Annotated in this window: 16 protein-coding genes and 3 pseudogenes; 2 read left to right on the top strand and 17 right to left on the bottom strand. The window is 73.4% G+C overall.

The features are described 5' to 3' along the window. Positions 1-20: 20 nt before the first annotated feature. Both U6N30_RS29905 and U6N30_RS29900 read left to right on the top strand, forming a co-directional pair. Entirely contained in the window at positions 21-1055 is a 1035-nt protein-coding gene (locus U6N30_RS29905; protein ID WP_324275133.1) for a ParA family protein, read from the top strand. Beyond that, positions 1052-2134 (top strand): ParB/RepB/Spo0J family partition protein, encoded by a 1083-nt coding sequence (locus U6N30_RS29900; RefSeq protein WP_324275132.1) that lies wholly within the window; start codon positions 1052-1054, stop codon positions 2132-2134. Before U6N30_RS29905 ends, U6N30_RS29900 begins: the two co-directional genes overlap by 4 nt. Before the next feature lie 103 nt (positions 2135-2237). Here the strand turns inward: U6N30_RS29900 and U6N30_RS29895 are convergent, their stop codons facing one another. The 17 genes and pseudogenes from U6N30_RS29895 to U6N30_RS29820 form a co-directional block, all read right to left on the bottom strand. After that, positions 2238-2570, bottom strand: a complete 333-nt coding sequence (locus U6N30_RS29895; RefSeq protein WP_324275131.1) for a D-alanine--D-alanine ligase family protein — start codon at positions 2568-2570, stop codon at positions 2238-2240. Then, on the bottom strand, positions 2510-2842 hold the full coding sequence (locus U6N30_RS29890; RefSeq protein WP_324275130.1) for a D-alanine--D-alanine ligase family protein: 333 nt from the start codon (positions 2840-2842) through the stop codon (positions 2510-2512). Before U6N30_RS29890 ends, U6N30_RS29895 begins: the two co-directional genes overlap by 61 nt. Further along, positions 2758-4391 (bottom strand): annotated as a pseudogene (locus tag U6N30_RS29885) (aminotransferase-like domain-containing protein). The gene U6N30_RS29890 and the pseudogene U6N30_RS29885 overlap by 85 nt, the downstream one beginning before the upstream one ends. 20 nt (positions 4392-4411) lie before the next feature. Further along, entirely contained in the window at positions 4412-4669 is a 258-nt protein-coding gene (locus tag U6N30_RS29880; RefSeq protein WP_324275129.1) for a hypothetical protein, read from the bottom strand. Between the two features lie 154 nt (positions 4670-4823). Next, the gene (locus U6N30_RS29875) at positions 4824-5402 is read right to left on the bottom strand and encodes an N-acetylmuramoyl-L-alanine amidase family protein (protein WP_422678163.1); all 579 of its coding nucleotides are present in this window, start codon (positions 5400-5402) and stop codon (positions 4824-4826) included. Then, on the bottom strand, positions 5336-5953 hold the full coding sequence (locus U6N30_RS34925; protein WP_422678162.1) for a peptidoglycan-binding domain-containing protein: 618 nt from the start codon (positions 5951-5953) through the stop codon (positions 5336-5338). Before U6N30_RS34925 ends, U6N30_RS29875 begins: the two co-directional genes overlap by 67 nt. 42 nt (positions 5954-5995) lie before the next feature. After that, a pseudogene (locus tag U6N30_RS34920) lies at positions 5996-6052 on the bottom strand (hypothetical protein); the annotation flags it as partial. Positions 6053-6246: 194 nt separating this feature from the next. Then, positions 6247-6576: a thioredoxin gene (trxA, locus tag U6N30_RS29865; protein ID WP_324275127.1), complete on the bottom strand. Its 330-nt coding sequence runs from the start codon at positions 6574-6576 to the stop codon at positions 6247-6249. Positions 6577-6701: 125 nt separating this feature from the next. Continuing rightward, entirely contained in the window at positions 6702-7544 is an 843-nt protein-coding gene (gene trxB, locus U6N30_RS29860; RefSeq protein WP_324275126.1) for a thioredoxin-disulfide reductase, read from the bottom strand. Next, positions 7511-7711 carry a hypothetical protein gene (locus U6N30_RS35865; RefSeq protein WP_324275125.1) on the bottom strand — a complete coding sequence of 67 codons (201 nt, stop codon included), beginning with the start codon at positions 7709-7711 and terminating at the stop codon, positions 7511-7513. The genes trxB and U6N30_RS35865 overlap by 34 nt, the downstream gene beginning before the upstream one ends. A 107-nt stretch (positions 7712-7818) precedes the next feature. Next, on the bottom strand, positions 7819-8667 hold the full coding sequence (locus U6N30_RS29850) for a discoidin domain-containing protein (RefSeq protein WP_324275124.1): 849 nt from the start codon (positions 8665-8667) through the stop codon (positions 7819-7821). Positions 8668-8985: 318 nt separating this feature from the next. Continuing rightward, on the bottom strand, positions 8986-9408 hold the full coding sequence (locus U6N30_RS29845) for a protein kinase family protein (protein ID WP_324275123.1): 423 nt from the start codon (positions 9406-9408) through the stop codon (positions 8986-8988). A 215-nt stretch (positions 9409-9623) separates the two neighbouring features. Continuing rightward, positions 9624-11148 (bottom strand): annotated as a pseudogene (gene murJ / locus U6N30_RS29840) (murein biosynthesis integral membrane protein MurJ). Positions 11149-11639: 491 nt separating this feature from the next. Next, complete coding sequence (locus tag U6N30_RS29835) at positions 11640-13331, bottom strand: DUF6049 family protein (protein ID WP_324275122.1); 1692 nt, start codon at positions 13329-13331, stop codon at positions 11640-11642. Further along, complete coding sequence (locus tag U6N30_RS29830; protein WP_324275121.1) at positions 13328-13606, bottom strand: hypothetical protein; 279 nt, start codon at positions 13604-13606, stop codon at positions 13328-13330. The genes U6N30_RS29835 and U6N30_RS29830 overlap by 4 nt, the downstream gene beginning before the upstream one ends. Further along, positions 13588-14046 (bottom strand): hypothetical protein, encoded by a 459-nt coding sequence (locus U6N30_RS29825; protein ID WP_324275120.1) that lies wholly within the window; start codon positions 14044-14046, stop codon positions 13588-13590. The genes U6N30_RS29830 and U6N30_RS29825 overlap by 19 nt, the downstream gene beginning before the upstream one ends. Next, positions 14043-14519 carry an NUDIX hydrolase gene (locus tag U6N30_RS29820; RefSeq protein ID WP_324275119.1) on the bottom strand — a complete coding sequence of 159 codons (477 nt, stop codon included), beginning with the start codon at positions 14517-14519 and terminating at the stop codon, positions 14043-14045. Before U6N30_RS29820 ends, U6N30_RS29825 begins: the two co-directional genes overlap by 4 nt. Positions 14520-14953 lie beyond the last annotated feature (434 nt).

Below are 14953 nucleotides of genomic sequence, written 5' to 3'. Positions count from 1 at the left end.
CGCTGCAGGAAGGACCCGCGATGAGCGACCCCGGCGAACGGCTGCGCAGCAGCCTCGCTGCCGACCAGTCGTCCCCGTCCACGGGCAGCGCCGCCGACTTCGACAGTCCGATCGCCATGGAGGCGCTCCGCGCCACCCGGGTTCTCCACGCTGCCGACCAGGACCCCTTCCCGGTGCCGAGCCGGATCCGCGTCATCACCATCGCCAACCAGAAGGGCGGTGTCGGGAAGACCACGTCGACGGTCAACCTGGGGGTGGCGCTGGCGCTCTACGGGCTGCGCACCCTGGTGATCGATCTGGACCCCCAGGGCAACGCCAGCACCGCTCTCGGTGTGGAGCACACCGTGGGGACGCCGTCGGTGTACGACGCCCTCGTCGGCGACAACTCCCTGGGTGAGGTCGTCCACCCCACGACGGCGAGCCCGAAGCTGCTGTGCGTGCCGGCCACGATCGACCTGGCGGGCGCGGAGATCGAGCTGGTCTCGGTGGTCGCCCGTGAGCACCGCCTGCGCCGGGCGATCGAGGCCTACGTCCACGAGCTGCCGCCCGAGCAGCGCCCGCACTACGTCCTGATCGACTGCCCGCCGTCCCTGGGGTTGCTCACCCTCAACGCGCTGGTGGCCGGCGACGAGGTGCTCATCCCCATCCAGTGCGAGTACTACGCGCTGGAGGGCCTGGGACAGCTGCTCAACAACATCGACCTCGTCCGCCAGCACCTCAACCCGGGGATCTCGGTCCGGACGATCCTGCTCACCATGTACGACGGGCGGACCAAGCTCGCCGACCAGGTCGCGGACGAGGTGCGCAACCACTTCGGAGAGCTGGTCCTGCCTGCGGTGATCCCGCGCAACGTCCGGGTCTCCGAAGCTCCCGGCTACGGGCAGTCGGTGCTCACCTACGACCCGGGATCCCGCGGGTCGACCAGCTACGTCGAGGCCGCCCGCCAGCTCGCCGAGCGCGGAGTGGATCTCCCGCCGCTCGATCGCCCGGGCATGGCCGGCATGGCGCCACCGCCGGTCACCCAGCACGCAGTCAGCACGCAGGAGAGTTCGTGAACGAAGCCACGGGTGAGCGGAGAGCGGTCATGAGCAAGCGCGGCGGCCTGGGCCGGGGTCTGGCGGCCCTCATCCCCACCAGCGCTCCTCCGGAGCACACGGCGGCAGCCGCGGCTGCTCCCGCGGCCCAGTCGGCGCCTCCGGCGGGCCCTGCCGTGGATGCGCCGGCCGTCTCGCTGGTCCCGGATCCGCCGTCGGAGCGCGGTGGCTCCGACGCGGCGCCGGTGCGACCGGCGGACGACGGCGTCAGCGCCGTCGGCGTCCCCGGGGCGCAGCTCCGCGAGGTGGCCGTGACGTCGGTCGTCCCCAACCCGAAGCAGCCGCGCCAGGTCTTCGACGACGAGGCGCTCGAGGAGCTCGCGCACAGCGTCAAGGAGTTCGGGCTGCTGCAGCCGATCGTCGTCCGCGAGAACGGCGAGGGCGCCTACGAGCTCATCATGGGCGAGCGTCGACTGCGCGCGGCCCGGGTCGCAGGGCTGGAGACCGTCCCGGCGATCGTGCGCGACACGACGGACGACGCCATGCTGCGCGACGCGCTGCTGGAGAACATCCACCGTGTCCAGCTGAACCCGCTCGAGGAGGCGGCCGCCTACCAGCAGCTCCTCGAGGAGTTCGGCGCCACGCACGAAGAGCTCGCCACCCGGATCGGGCGGAGCCGGTCGCAGGTCACCAACACGATCCGGCTGATGAAGCTGCCGGTGAAGGTGCAGACCCGGGTAGCCGCCGGGGTGATCTCCGCCGGGCACGCCCGGGCACTGCTGGGGCTCCCGGACGCCGAGGCACAGGACGCGCTCGCCACCCGGATCGTGGCCGAGGGCATGTCGGTCCGGGCCACCGAGGAAGCGGTCGCGATGGCGGCCGTCGAGCGTCCGACCGCCAAGCGGCGTGCGCGCAACATCTCGGCGCCGGGCGTCGAGGAGCTCGGGTCGCGGCTCTCCGACCGGTTCGAGACGAACGTCAAGATCCAGATCGGGCGCTCGAAGGGGAAGATCGTCGTCGAGTTCGGCTCGGTCGACGACCTGCAGCGGATCATCGGCGTCATGGCCCCGGAGATCACGGGACGCCGCCCGGAGGTCTGATTCCAGCCCACCCGTGTGCGTGGGCCGGTTACGTCACTGACGCAAGGCCTCTGCTGCGGAGACCGCGGCGAGCGTCCGAGTCGTGGGGTCGCGGGGTCCTTCGTCAGCGCGTGCTACGAGCCCGTCCGGCGAGTAGCCGGGCGAGGACCTCACCGAGCTCGTAGCCGGCCGCTTCGACCGACATGGGGAACATCGAGGTCTCGGTGAGGCCCGGGGAGACGTTCACCTCGAGGAAGTGCACCTCACCGTCCGGCGAGACGATCGCGTCGGTCCGGCTGAGGTCGGCCAGCCCCAGCGCCTCGTGCACCCGGACGGCCAGCGCGGCAGCGCGACCGGCGACCTCGTCGGAGACACGGGCCGGTGCGTGGTACTCGGTCAGGCCCGGCGTGTACCGCGCGGTGTAGTCGAAGACACCGGACGCCGGGACGATCTCCACGGCCGGGAGCGCCTGCGGGCCCTCCCCAGGTCGATGACCGAGATGGCGAGCTCCGTCCCTTCGACGTAGCGCTCGACCATGACCGTGTCGCCGTAGGCGAAGCAGCTGACCATGGCGGCCGGGAGCTCCTCCACGTTCGCCACCTTCTGCACGCCGAGCGCCGAGCCCCCGGAGGCGGGCTTCACGATCAGCGGCAGCCCCAGGCGGGCGACCATGAGGTCGAGGACGGCCCCGGCGCCCAGCTCGCGGAAGGTGCTGTGCGGCAGCGCCACCCAGTCCGGGGTCGTCGCCCTGCGGCGCGGACGACGGACTTGGCGGCCGGCTTGTCCCAGGCCAGCCGGCATGCGGCGGCCGGTGACCCGACGTAGGGCACGCCCGCGAGGTCGAGCACCGCGCGCAGCGCGCCGTCCTCCCCGTCGCGCCGTGCAGGGCGATGAAGACAGCATCGGCGGGCGAGGCGGCCAGCCCGGGCAGCAGGTCGGCGTCGGCGTCGCGGATCTCCGCGTCCACCCCGGCCCGGACCAGCTCCTCCCAGACCTGGGTCCCGGAGGAGAGGCTGACCTCGCGCTCGAAGGTCAGACCGCCGCTGAGGACGACGGCGCGCAGCCCGGCGGGACCGGTCGCATCCGGTGCGGGAGAAGTGGCCGTCGGCCGCTCGGCTGAGGGATGGGTCATGCCCGTCCGTCCTCGTAGGTGTCGCTGTTGGCCGGCCCGACCATCGTCTCGGCGTCGTGCCCGCCGCCGGAGCGGGGACGGCCCGGAAGGCGCCGGTGTCGACGGCGTCGAACGTGGAGTGCAGATCCAGCTCCGCCTCGATGACCCGGGCCAGGCGGCGCACGCCCTCGCGGATCTGGTCCGGCTCCGGGTAGCAGTAGGACAGCCGCATGTACTCGCGGCCGCCGCCGTCGGCGTAGAAGCCGATGCCCGGCACGTACGCGACCAGCGCGTTCACCGCCCGGGGCTGCATGAGCTTCGCGTCGAGGCCGTGCGGCAGCTTCAACCAGACGTAGAAGCCGCCATCGGGGCGGGTCCACGTGGTGCCTGCCGGCATCATGGCGTCCAGGGACTCCAGGCAGGCGTCCCGCCGCTCGCGGTAGAGCTCGGTGAACAGCTTGATCTGCTCGCGCCAGGGTTGGGTGTCCAGGTACCGGGCCACGGCGTACTGGGTCAGCGAGGGCGGGCAGAGCACCTGCGCCTCCGTCGCCAGGACGAGCTTCTCCCGGACGGCGAGCGGGGCGAGCACCCAGCCGACCCGCAGGCCGGGGAGAAGGTCTTGGAGAAGGACCCCAGGTAGATCACCCGCTGGGAGTCGCGGGCCCGCAGCGCCCGCATCGGCTCGTGGTCGAAGCCGAGCAGCCCGTACGGGTTGTCCTCGATGATCAGCAGGTCGTGGCGCTCGGCGATCGCCATGATCGCCTCGCGGCGTGGCTCGGCCAGGGTGATGCCGGCCGGGTTGTGGAAGTTCGGCACCGTGTAGAGGAACTTCACCCGGTCGCCGGCGGCCCGGCACTCGATCAGCGCCTGCTCCAGGGCCTCCGGGATCAGGCCGTCGTCGTCCATGGCGACGTGCCGGACGCGCGCCTCGGCGGACTGGAAGACGCCCAGGGCGCCGACGTAGGAGGGCGCCTCGGCGAGGATGACGTCACCGGGGTCGACGAACACGCGGGTGACGAGGTCCAGGCCCTGCTGCGAGCCCACGGTGACCACGACCTCGCTCGGTGAGGCGTCGGTGATGCCCTCCAGGGCCATGACGTCGCAGATCCGCTCGCGCAACCGGGGATCGCCCTGCCCCGAGCCGTACTGCAGGGTCTGCGCCCCCATCCCGGACACCAGTTCGCCGATCATCGACCCGACGGCGTCCAGCGGCAGCGCGGTGACCGCGGGCATGCCGCCGGCCAGGAGACCACCTCGGGCCGGCTCACGACGGAGAAGAGGGCCCGGATCTCCGAGCTCTTCATGCCGTGGGTGCGTGCTGCGTACCGGTCGGCCAGGGGGTCCAGGCGCGGATGCCGCGGGACGACGTGGGGATGCGCACCGTGCGTCAGGTGCGTCCCCGGCTGACCGGGACCGGCGGGTGGGCCGGGCGGAGTGGTGGGCACCCTCCGAGTGTAGGGACGCGGCGAGAGCCGGGGGCGGGCCTCCCGGAGTCACTGGACTGAATGATCTGCCGTCCTCCGGACGACACCGGGGCCACAGCTCATCGTCGGCCCGAGTGGGGCCCCCGTGGGTCCCGGGACGGGACGACGCAGCGGCTCAGCGCACGGCAGGGACGGCACCTGGTCGCGGTGCGTCAGGAGTACCGCAGTGACGGGGCTCAGATCCGCTCCGGCAGCACGAAGGTGCCGGTCGGGGGTCGGCCTCGGCGGGCAGGTAGAGGCGCTGGACGGCGGCCAGGACGGCGGAGGCGACGGCGCTGCGGACGCGGGCGTCCAGCAGCAGCAAGCGGTCCACCGGGTGGCTCAGGTAGCCGCAGTCGAGGCGGACGGCCGGCGACCGGGTCATCCGGAGCAGGTCCCAGGTCTTGGGGTGCGAGCCGAGGTCGAGCATGCCGGTGCGGGCGAGGACCTCGCGGCGCGCCAGGTTGGCGAACTGCTCGCCGACGGTCGACGAGGCGCCCGACCCCGTGCCGTAGTAGTAGCTGGCCACACCGCGGGCGTGCTCGGAGCTGTGCGCGTCCAGGTGCAGGGCGATGAACAGGTCGGCGCGGGCGTCGTTGGCGAACGCCGTCCGCTCGGCGGGCGAGGGGTTCTGGTGCCGCCCGCGGGTCAGGTAGACCGTCGCTCCGGCCGCGGCGAGCCGGCCCTCGATGCGGGAGGCCAGGTCGAAGACCAGGTCGGCCTCGGTGGTCTCCCCGCGATGTACCCGGGGTCCTCGCCGCCGTGCCCCGGGTCGACCACGATGCGCCGGCCGATGAGGTGCGGCCCGCTCTCCACGAACGATGCGCTCTGCCGCAGCAGCTGCGGCCGGCCGCCGGTGACCTTGCGGCCCAGCTGGCGCAGGGCACGCAGGGTGGCCGGACCGCACGTCCCGTCGGCGGTGAGCCCGTAGTCGCGCTGGAAGGCGCGCAGACCTCGCTCGGTCTCCGGCCCGAACACCCCGTCCACCGGCCCGGCGTCGTAGCCGAGCTCGTGCACCCGTTCCTGCAGGTTGATCACGTCGTCGCCGCGGATCCGCCGCTCGGGGTCGTACCGCAGCAGGCGGTCACCCAGCGACCAGCGGGCCTCGTTCAGCGCCCGGTAGGTCTCCTCGCCCACCCGCCCGTCGACCGACAGGCCGCGGTTCTGCTGGAAGTGCCGGACCGCGAGCTCCGTCGCCTCGTCGAAGACCGCCGAGTCCAGGGCGACGTTCGGGAGGGTGGCCATGGCCTGCGGGGGCCGGGGCACGGCAGTACCGTTCACGTCGGGGAGAAGGCCGAGGCTCCGGAGCGCCGTCTGGACGTCGGCAACGGCGGCCCCGCGGTCCCCGAGCCTCAGGATCTGCATACGGCTGTCGGCTCCCATCGTGCTGACGATTGTCGTCCTCGCGGACCGTGACGGCCCACCGGGGTCCACCCGGACGAGCAAGGGCCCGCCCATCCGGGTGGACGGGCGGGCCCTCGTCTGCTCGGCGTCACCTTGGGCGTGCCTGCAGTGTCCCGCCGCGAGCGTGCGAGCGCTGGGGGCAGGTAGGTCCTTCGTCAGCTGATGTAGTCGGCGAGGTCGTTGAGGATCGCGCCCTTGGGCTTGGCTCCGATGATGCTCTTCACCGGCTTGCCGCCCTGGAACACCGTCATGGTCGGGATCGACATGACCTGGTAGTCGCGGGCGATCTGCGGGTTCTCGTCGATGTTCAGCTTGGCGATCGTGAGCTTGTCGCCGTGCTCGGCGGCGATCTCCTCGAGGACGGGGGCGACCATCTTGCAGGGGCCGCACCACTCAGCCCAGAAGTCCACGAGCACGGGCTTGTCGCTGCCCAGCACGTCGTTGGCGAAGCTGGTGTCGGTGACCGTCACGGTGTTGCCTGCCATCGGTCGTTCTCCCTCTCGTCCGCTTGCTCGAAGTCCTGTGCGGTCAACCGCCAGGACGCCCGTTCTCTTCCTTGCCCCGGCCCTCTGCAGGATCCCGCCGCGAGCCTGCGGGGGCAGAGGGGTTCTCACCTTTCGTCGAACGTGTCGGCCAGCCACCGCTCGGCGTCGATCGCCGCGGCCGCGCCGGTGCCGGCCGAGGTGATGGCCTGCCGGTAGATGTGGTCGACCACGTCACCGCAGGCGAAGACACCGTCGATGTTGGTGCGGGTGCTGGGGTGCTCGACCTGGATGTAGCCCTCGTCGTCGAGCTTGAGCTGGCCGGCGAAGAGCTCGCTGCGGGGGTCGTGGCCGATGGCCACGAACATGCCGTTGACCGGCAGGGTCTCGGTGGCCCCGGTGTCGACGTCGGTGATCTGGACGCCGTCGACGGTGCTCTCGCCGAGGACCTCGGTGACCTGCTTGCCGAGCGCCCAGCGGATCTTCTCGTTGTCCTGCGCCCGCTTCACCATGATCTTGGAGGCACGCAGCTCGGTGCGCCGGTGGACGACGGTGACGCTCTTGGCGAAGCGGGTGAGGAAGGTGGCCTCCTCCATCGCCGAGTCGCCGCCGCCGACCACGACGATGTCCTGGTCGCGGAAGAAGAACCCGTCACAGGTGGCGCAGGCCGAGACACCGCGTCCGAGCAGGCGCTGCTCGTTTTCCAGGCCGAGGTACCGGTACTTGGAACCGGTGGCGACGACGACGGCGTGGGCGCGGTACACGTCCGAGCCGACCTTGACGATCTTGGGATCGACGGTGAGGTCGACCTCGGTGACGTCGCGCGGCTCCAGCTGGGCGCCGAACTTCTCGGCCTGGGTGCGCATGTCGTCCATGAGCTGCGGCCCCTGGATGCCCTCCGGAAAGCCGGGGAAGTTCTCGACCTCGGTGGTGGTCATCAGTGCGCCGCCGAACTGCGAGCCCTCGAACACCAGGGGTGGAGGTTGGCGCGCGCGGCGTAGGTGGCGGCGGTGTACCCGGCCGGACCGGACCCGATGATGATCAGGTCACGGACGCCGTCGTGCTCGGCCGGCGGGATCACGGGGTTCTCGATCTCCTCCGTCGTCACGGCGGGACCAGGCGTGGGGAAATCAGTCACGGGCGGCACAACGAGGATCGTAGGGGGCGCATTCCCTGGTCCCCGTGCGCGGCCCCTCCCGGCCACCGCCCCGGGCGGGCGAGGGGTGGGGAGGAGGAGGTTGTGCCTCAGCCTGCGGAGGTGACCGAGACCTCGCCCAGGCTGGCCGAGAAGCCGCCCTCGCTGGGGACCAGACCGGTCAGCCACACCAGGACGTACCGGGCCGTGACCGGCTCGGCCAGGGCGAGCTCCGTCAATTCGTCGAGCTCGCCGCTGGCGACGACGCCGAAGGAGTCCACGTTCGCGGCCGCGGTGTCGGCGGTGCGGATCTCGACGGTGGCGCCGGGCGTCGGGCTGCTGAGCGTGACCGCCGCGATCTGCTGGGGCGACCCCAGGTCCAGCACCAGGCCGACCCCGTCCTTCAGGTTGCCGAAGGCCGGGGAACCCCGGTACTCGTACGTCGACCACGCGGTCGCCGGATCGCCGTCGAAGGCCTGCGGCACGCTGCCGGGGTTGTCGGGATCGCCGTCGCCCTGTGGGTCGAACACCTCACCACCGGCGATCGGGACGGGATCGCCGGCGGGGGCGGCCGGTTCCTCGGAGCCGGCCGTGGGAGCGCTCACCGACGGGGTGGACCCGGGCGTCTCGTCGACGTCCCCGGCGACGGAGATGACGCCCTTGCCGAACCACCAGGCCAGCGCGACCACCACGAGCAGGGCGAGCAGTGGCAGGCCGATGACGACGAGCCGGTGCCGCCGGGCGCCGTCCTCCTCGTCATCGTCGTGCAGGGGTTCGTCGTAGCGGCCGCCGTACGCGTCGTCGTCCAGCACGTCGAGCGGCTCGTCGTCGCGGCGGTCAGGGGGCGCGGGGAACGCGGAGCCGGCATAGGCCCCGCCGGAGGGCGCGACGGAGCCGGCCGCGATCGTGTCGCCACCGAGTGCGCCCGGGAGGACGGGGGTGCCGGTGACCGGTCGCACCGGCGGGACGGGGGCAGCGTCTGCGGGTGCAGCCGGACCGGCTCGCCGTCCGAGCCGCGGGGGCGCCGTCGACCGGGTGGTCGGCCTGGTCGGGGCGGCGGTCGCGAAGACGGCGGAGCCAGCCGCTGTCGGTCTCCTCGGCGCGCGCGGCCGCCGACATCGGGCCCGGGCGGGACCGCTCGGACAGCAGCGAGGCCATCGCGGCCACGCTGGACAGACCCTGGCCGGGCTCGGTCGAGCGGGCTCGACGCACCAGGGCCACCAGGTCCGACGGGCCGGTGAGCCGGCGCACGCCGGGCTGAGCGGGGTCCAGGCCGGTCAGGCACGCCTCGAGCAGCGCCCCCAGCGCGGCGATGTCGCCGTCGATGGTGCCGGTGGCGGCCGGGACGGCCCGAGGCCCACCAGCCCGTTGGGGCGGAGCACGACGTTGTCGGGGGTCAGCCCGCCGACGGCCAGGCCGACCCGGTGCGCTTCGGCGACGCCCTCGGCCAGCCGGCGGAGGACGGTGCGCACCTCGCGGTCGGGCATGGGTCCACGGGTCAGCCGTTCGGCCAGCGTCTCGCCGTCGATCCACTCGTTGACGACATAGGCCGCGCCCCGGGCACGGCGTCGCCCCCGGCCCACTCCCGACACCCTCCGAGGCGTCGTAGACCATCGCCAGCGCGGGGGTGGCCAGTCCGCCGGCGGTGAGGGCGCGGCTGATCCAGGCGTGCGCAGCGGGGCCGGCGGGGGTGTGGACACGGATGGCCACGTCGCGGTTGAGGACGCGGTCCTTGGCTCGCCAGCACTGGATGACCCCGGTGGGCGTCGCCTCGTCCGGACCGATCTGGTCGATCGGCCGGTAACGGTCAGGAAGTCCGGTGGTCGTCGATGTCATCGACACTGTCGACCCCTGTCCTGTTGCGGCCGCCGGCGCGTGCGCTCCGACGGTGGCGACGCGTCCCGCGAGGATTCGGTCATCCGCGTCCCTTCCGTCCCCTGAGTGCTGCCCAGGGCTCCCGGATCTCGGGGACGCGGGCGATCACGAGACCTGCGAGAGCCACGCCGCCGATGACCACGGTACCGACCAGGACCGTCACGAGCGACCCTGTGGACGACGTGCCGACGAGGTCGTCGGTCACGTTCCGGACAAGCCAGCCGACGAGGCCGGCGACGATCGAGACGGCGGCCATGCGCAGCAGCGGGCCGAACGTCGCCCCCGTCTGCAGGCCGCCCAGGCGGCGGCGCAGCGCGAGGTCTCCGATGACCCAGCCCGCCACGTAGGTGATGCTGGTGACGAGCATCAGGCCGGCGACGACGTGCTCCGGTTCGACGACGGCGGGCACGAGCAGCAGCAGGGGCACGCGGACGGAGACCATGCCGAGCTGGATGAGCGTCGGCGTCCGGGCGTCCTTCATCGCGTAGAAGACCCGGAGCTGGAGCAGCGTGACGGCCATCGGGAGCAACCCGAAGGCACCGATGGCCAGCGCCGTGCCGATCCCCTCGGCCTGCGCCACCGTCGTCTCGCCCCGCGCGAAGGCCAGGATGCCGAGCGGGGGTCCCAGCACGACCAGGACGGCCGTCACGGGCAGCAGGCCGAGCGCCGACAGCCGGGTTCCGAGGGAGAGGTCCTCGACGACGGCCGGGGAGTCGTGCCGCGCGGCCGCCCGGCTCATCCGGGGCAGCAGCGCCGTGAGCAGGGCCACGCCGATGATCCCGTAGGGCATCTGGAACAGCAGGCTGGCGTTGGCGAAGGCCAGCGAGCCCAGGCCGCCCTCCCGGCCGGCCTCGTTGGCGATGCGGATCGCCACGGCGACCCCGATCGCGCTGACCCCCGAGTAGGCGACCACCCAGAGGCCGAGGGTCCCCGCCTCGCGCAGCCCGGTGTTCTTCAGCCCCCAGCGCGGGCGCAGGGGCACCCCGACCCCGCGCAGCAGGGGAGCAGTACCAGCGCCTGGACCGCGATGCCGAGGGTGGTCCCGATCCCGAGCAGCCACACCTGGAACGGGGTGATGGTGACCGGGGTGAGCTCGCCCGGGCCGCTGGCGGCGAGGAACAGCAGGCAGGTCGCGATGACGACGACGTTGTTGAGCACCGGCGCCCAGGCGGGCGGCCCGAAGACCCCCGGGAGTTGAGGATGGCCTGGGCGAGCGCGCCGATCCCGTAGAAGACGATCTCGATCAGCAGGATGCGCGCCAGCCAGTTGGCCAGCTGCACCTGCTCGGGGTCGTCCACGATCCCGTAGAGCCGGGTCAGCAGCGGAGCGGCGAGCACGGCCAGCGCGGTCACCACGACCAGCCCGGAGATCGCGATCGTGCTGAGCCGCTGGGCGTAGGCGGTACCGCCGTCCCGGTCACGTTCCTGGGCGTGCACCAGCAGCGGGACGACGACGGAGGCGAGCACCCCACCGAGCAGCAGCTCGTAGACGATGTTCGGCAGCGTGTTCGCCGTGTTGTACGCGTCGCCGACCGCCGCCACGCCGATCGCGGCGACGAGCACCATCGTGCGGAGCAGGCCGGTGATCCGGGAGACGAGCGTGGCGACCGCCATCGTGCCGGCGGCGCGCAGGATCCCGCCGGCCGCGCCGGCGGCACCCTCCCGCTGGTCGGCCTCCTCCTCCGTCTCCGCCGCCGGTCCGCGCGGGACGGGGGCAGCACGGTGATCACCTGCGTGTGGCTGTCGTCCGCGGCCGGCACCCAGCGGTTGCGCAGCGGCGGCAGCGGCGGCACGGGACGGGCGCCGGCTCGCGGTGCGGCGGGCGGTCGGGGGTGACCGGCGGAGGCACCGGCGGAGGCCCCGGCGTCAGCGCCGCAGATGCCGGATCGGCGAACGGGGCGGACGGCGGCGGGGCGGCCCGATAGGGCGGTGGCGGGAGAGCGGTGCCGCCGGCGCGGCGGGACAGCGCCGGCGGGGGACCGGTGGACGGCCGGAGCGGACCTCGCCGGCGGGGTGCTGGTGGTCGGGGGCGTCCGGGCGGTCGGGAGGACCGGCGGTCACACCGGGCTCCGGTTCGGCGGCGGCTGGAGCCCGACGCCGTCCGGTCCCGCGACTGCGGCGTCGCTCGCGGCCGCCCGGCGGCGACGGAGGACGAAGTTGACCAGCCTGCGCAGGAAGAGCAGGCCGAGCAGCGCGGCCGCCCCGATGGTGATGAGCAGCGAGATCGAGCCGTAGGCGGTGCTCTTCACCTGCAGGGAGATCTCGTCGCCCAGGGGGCGGCCACCCGGGGTCGTCAGCTGGGCGCGCACCGCGAAGCCACCGGCCTGGCGGACCTCCGTGGGCACCTGCACGGTGGACCGCTGCCCCGGTGCCAGCGTCTGCGGCTCGATCTCGCCGATCGACAGCCCGCGGCTGCCACGGGTGCGGACGTCGAGCAGCACCTCGACGGTCATCGGGAGGTCGTTGCGCACGGTCAGCACGAGCGGGGCGTCGCTGGAGCCGAGGCTGTAGGTGCCGTCGGCCGGGACGAGCAGGGTCACCTGGCTGCCCAGCCTGGACAGCGTCGAGCGCAGCGCCGCCGCGACGTCCCGGAAGTCCTCCGGTTCGTCGCGCCGGGTGGCCGAGGAGGCGCGGGAGATCGCCGCGTCGTAGCTGCGCAGGGCGATGTCGTCGTCGCCGACGACGGCCTCGGCCAGTTCGTCCCGGATCGCCGTGGCGGCCACCACGTCGACCAGACCGCTGGGGTCGAGGGCGAGCCCGTCCGCCGGGTCGACCAGGTCCCCGGCCGGCGCCGGGACGGTCTGGGACAGCTCGGCGATCGTGGCCGGCCGCAGCCAGGGCAAGGTGGCGGTGTCGACCATCATCGCCCCGGCTCCCTCCGGCCCTGCGTCCACCTCGCGCGGCGGCGCGACCAGGACGGTCTGCTCGACGCCGTCCGGGGCCTGGGTGGTCAGGAGGGCGAGCTCTGCCAGATAGCGCTGCTCGGCCATGCGGGCGCCACCCGGGGTCTGCTCGGCCACGCCCACCAGACCGCTCAGCGTGGCATCGGCGACCAGGACCTCCAGGGGTCCGGCCGCGGTGGCGACCGCCGTCCGGGCCGCGGCTGTGGAATCCACCCGGCCGATGGCGTCGTCACCGTCGGACAGCCCGCCCGATCCGAGGACGACGGTCTCGACGCCTCCCTCCACGAGGACCGGCACCGTGTCGGGGCGCAGCGATCCACCGGCGGCCCAAAACAGGTCCGTCCGCGGTTCGACGTCGAGGGCGCCCGCGAGGATCGCCGCGCCGGCACCCTCCCCGGCGGCGCCCGTGTCCTCGTCGGCCGCCGCGTCGTCGCCGGGTTCCGCCGCGTCGGGTCCGTCAGCGGCAGGGGTCTCGTCGGCGGAGGTGGCCTGTGCGCCGTCGTCGGTGGGGGTGGTGCCCGGCGGGTCCTGGGCCGTTCCCTCTGCGGTGCCGGGCAGGCTCCGCGTGACGACGTCCGGCAGGCCTGCGCCGATGAGCGCGTCGGCGTCGGCGTCCCCGTAGGGCAGGGCGATGACCGGGTGGACGTCGGCGACGGCGCTCAACCGGTCGAGGTACGCCGCGGCGGCCTCCGTCCCGGTCCCCGGCCGGCCGTCCACCTCGTAGGGTTCCGCCGCCATGAGCTGCAGCTCCTCGACCAGGGCCGGGTCGATCGCCAGCGCCACCTGGAGCGCCGGAGCGGCCGGCGTCCCGTCCCCCGTGACACCGCCGGGAAGCCGCTCGATCACCGCCAGCGCGCGGTCGAGCCGTCCCCGCTGCTGACCGACTCGGCCAGTCCGTCGTCCCGGAAGCCGCCGGAGGCGGTGCGGTGCGAGGACTCGACGATGGGCCACAGCCAGGCGACGGCGGTCCGGTCGGTGGGTGCGGTGGGTGCGGCCGGCTGCTGGACCACGTAGGTGGAGAGCTCGCCGACCCGCTGCTCGAGGCCGTCGGCGGTGCCGTTGACGTTGAGGAGCACCGGATAGACGCCGTCCTGGGTGAGCCTCAGCTCCTCGGCGGGCACGGTGTAGCTGAAGGGGAGCTCGTCGCCGGGGGCAGCGCGCCGTCGACGGGCTGGAACGGCACGAGGACCGTGGTGGCCGGATCGGGGTCGCGCTGGTCGGCGGCCAGTTCGGCGCGGGTGGTGAGCACGTCCCCGCGCTGCAGGCGCACGCTGAGGTCGGTGATCGGCGCCGATCCCGTGTTGGTGAGCAGCCCGGTCACGGTGACCAGCGAGCCGGGAGTGATGGTCCGCGGCTCGAAACGGCCGACCTCGATGGTGACCGGACGATCGGGACCGAGGGCGTTCTCGTCCGGCGCGGCCGTGAAGGCCGGAACGGCCAGCACCGGGGCGGGAAGCGGCGCGGCGGCAGCGGTCGCCGCGGGGCCACCCAGCACACCGAGACCGAGCGCCGTGGCGAACAAGGGTGCGACGGCGGCGCGCGGCAGCGCCGTCCGGATCACGCGCTGTCGGCCAGCAGTGCGGGCGCGCGCTCGACCAGTGCCCGCTCGTCGGCGTAGGCAAGGCGTTCGCTGAGCTCTTCCAGGGGCACCCAGGCGACCTCGGTCACCTCGACGTCGGCGTCCGACAGGGCGCCGCCGATGGCGCGGAGGAGGAAGTGGTGCACGGTCTTGTGCACCCTGCGGCCGTCAGCGACGAACCAGAAGTCGATGATCCCCAGCGGAGCGACCACCTCGCCGATGATCCCGGTCTCCTCCGCCACCTCGCGGACGGCGGTGTCCTCGGGCGTCTCGCCGGCCTCGATGTGGCCCTTGGGCAGCGACCACAGGAGCCGACCGCGGCGGTCCGTCCGGCCGATCAGGGCGGCACGGGGCCCGGTCACACCGTCGTCGGCCACCACCAGGCCCCCGGCAGAGGTCTCGTCGACCCGACGGAGCCGGCGGCCGGGGCGCCCACGCCCGCCCGTCCCAGCCATGCCAGGAGGGTAGCGCGAGTCCGGCGACAGCCCCGGAGCATCGCAGGGAGGAACGAGTGAGGAGCGGACGGGGGCGCGGAGCCGGACCAGTGGCATGGCCGGCGACAGCCCCGGAGCATCGCAGGGAGGAACGAGTGAGGAGCGGACGGGGGCGCGGAGCCGGACCAGTGGCATGGCCGGCGACAGCCCCGGAGCATCGATGATCAGGTCTCCTGGTCATTCCGGTTCCTCCCTTCCCGTCGACCGTGCGGGAGGACCCGGAATGCTGAGGTAGGACGGCGGTGAGCCGGATCGAAGAGCGGGCCGGACCGGGGCCACGGCGCCGTCGCACTACTCTGGCTGGTCGTGTCCGCCACTCCCTCGAGTCCTCCCGACGTGCCACCGGTCCCCCGGCCGTGCAGGAGACCGTGCGGGAGCTGATCGCCCTCTCCCCG

The organism is Blastococcus brunescens (genome assembly GCF_035320885.1).
Classification (GTDB): domain Bacteria; phylum Actinomycetota; class Actinomycetes; order Mycobacteriales; family Geodermatophilaceae; genus Blastococcus_B; species Blastococcus_B brunescens.
The sequence above is the reverse complement of the archived record's forward strand: the minus strand, read 5'-3'. Positions and strand labels throughout refer to the sequence as shown.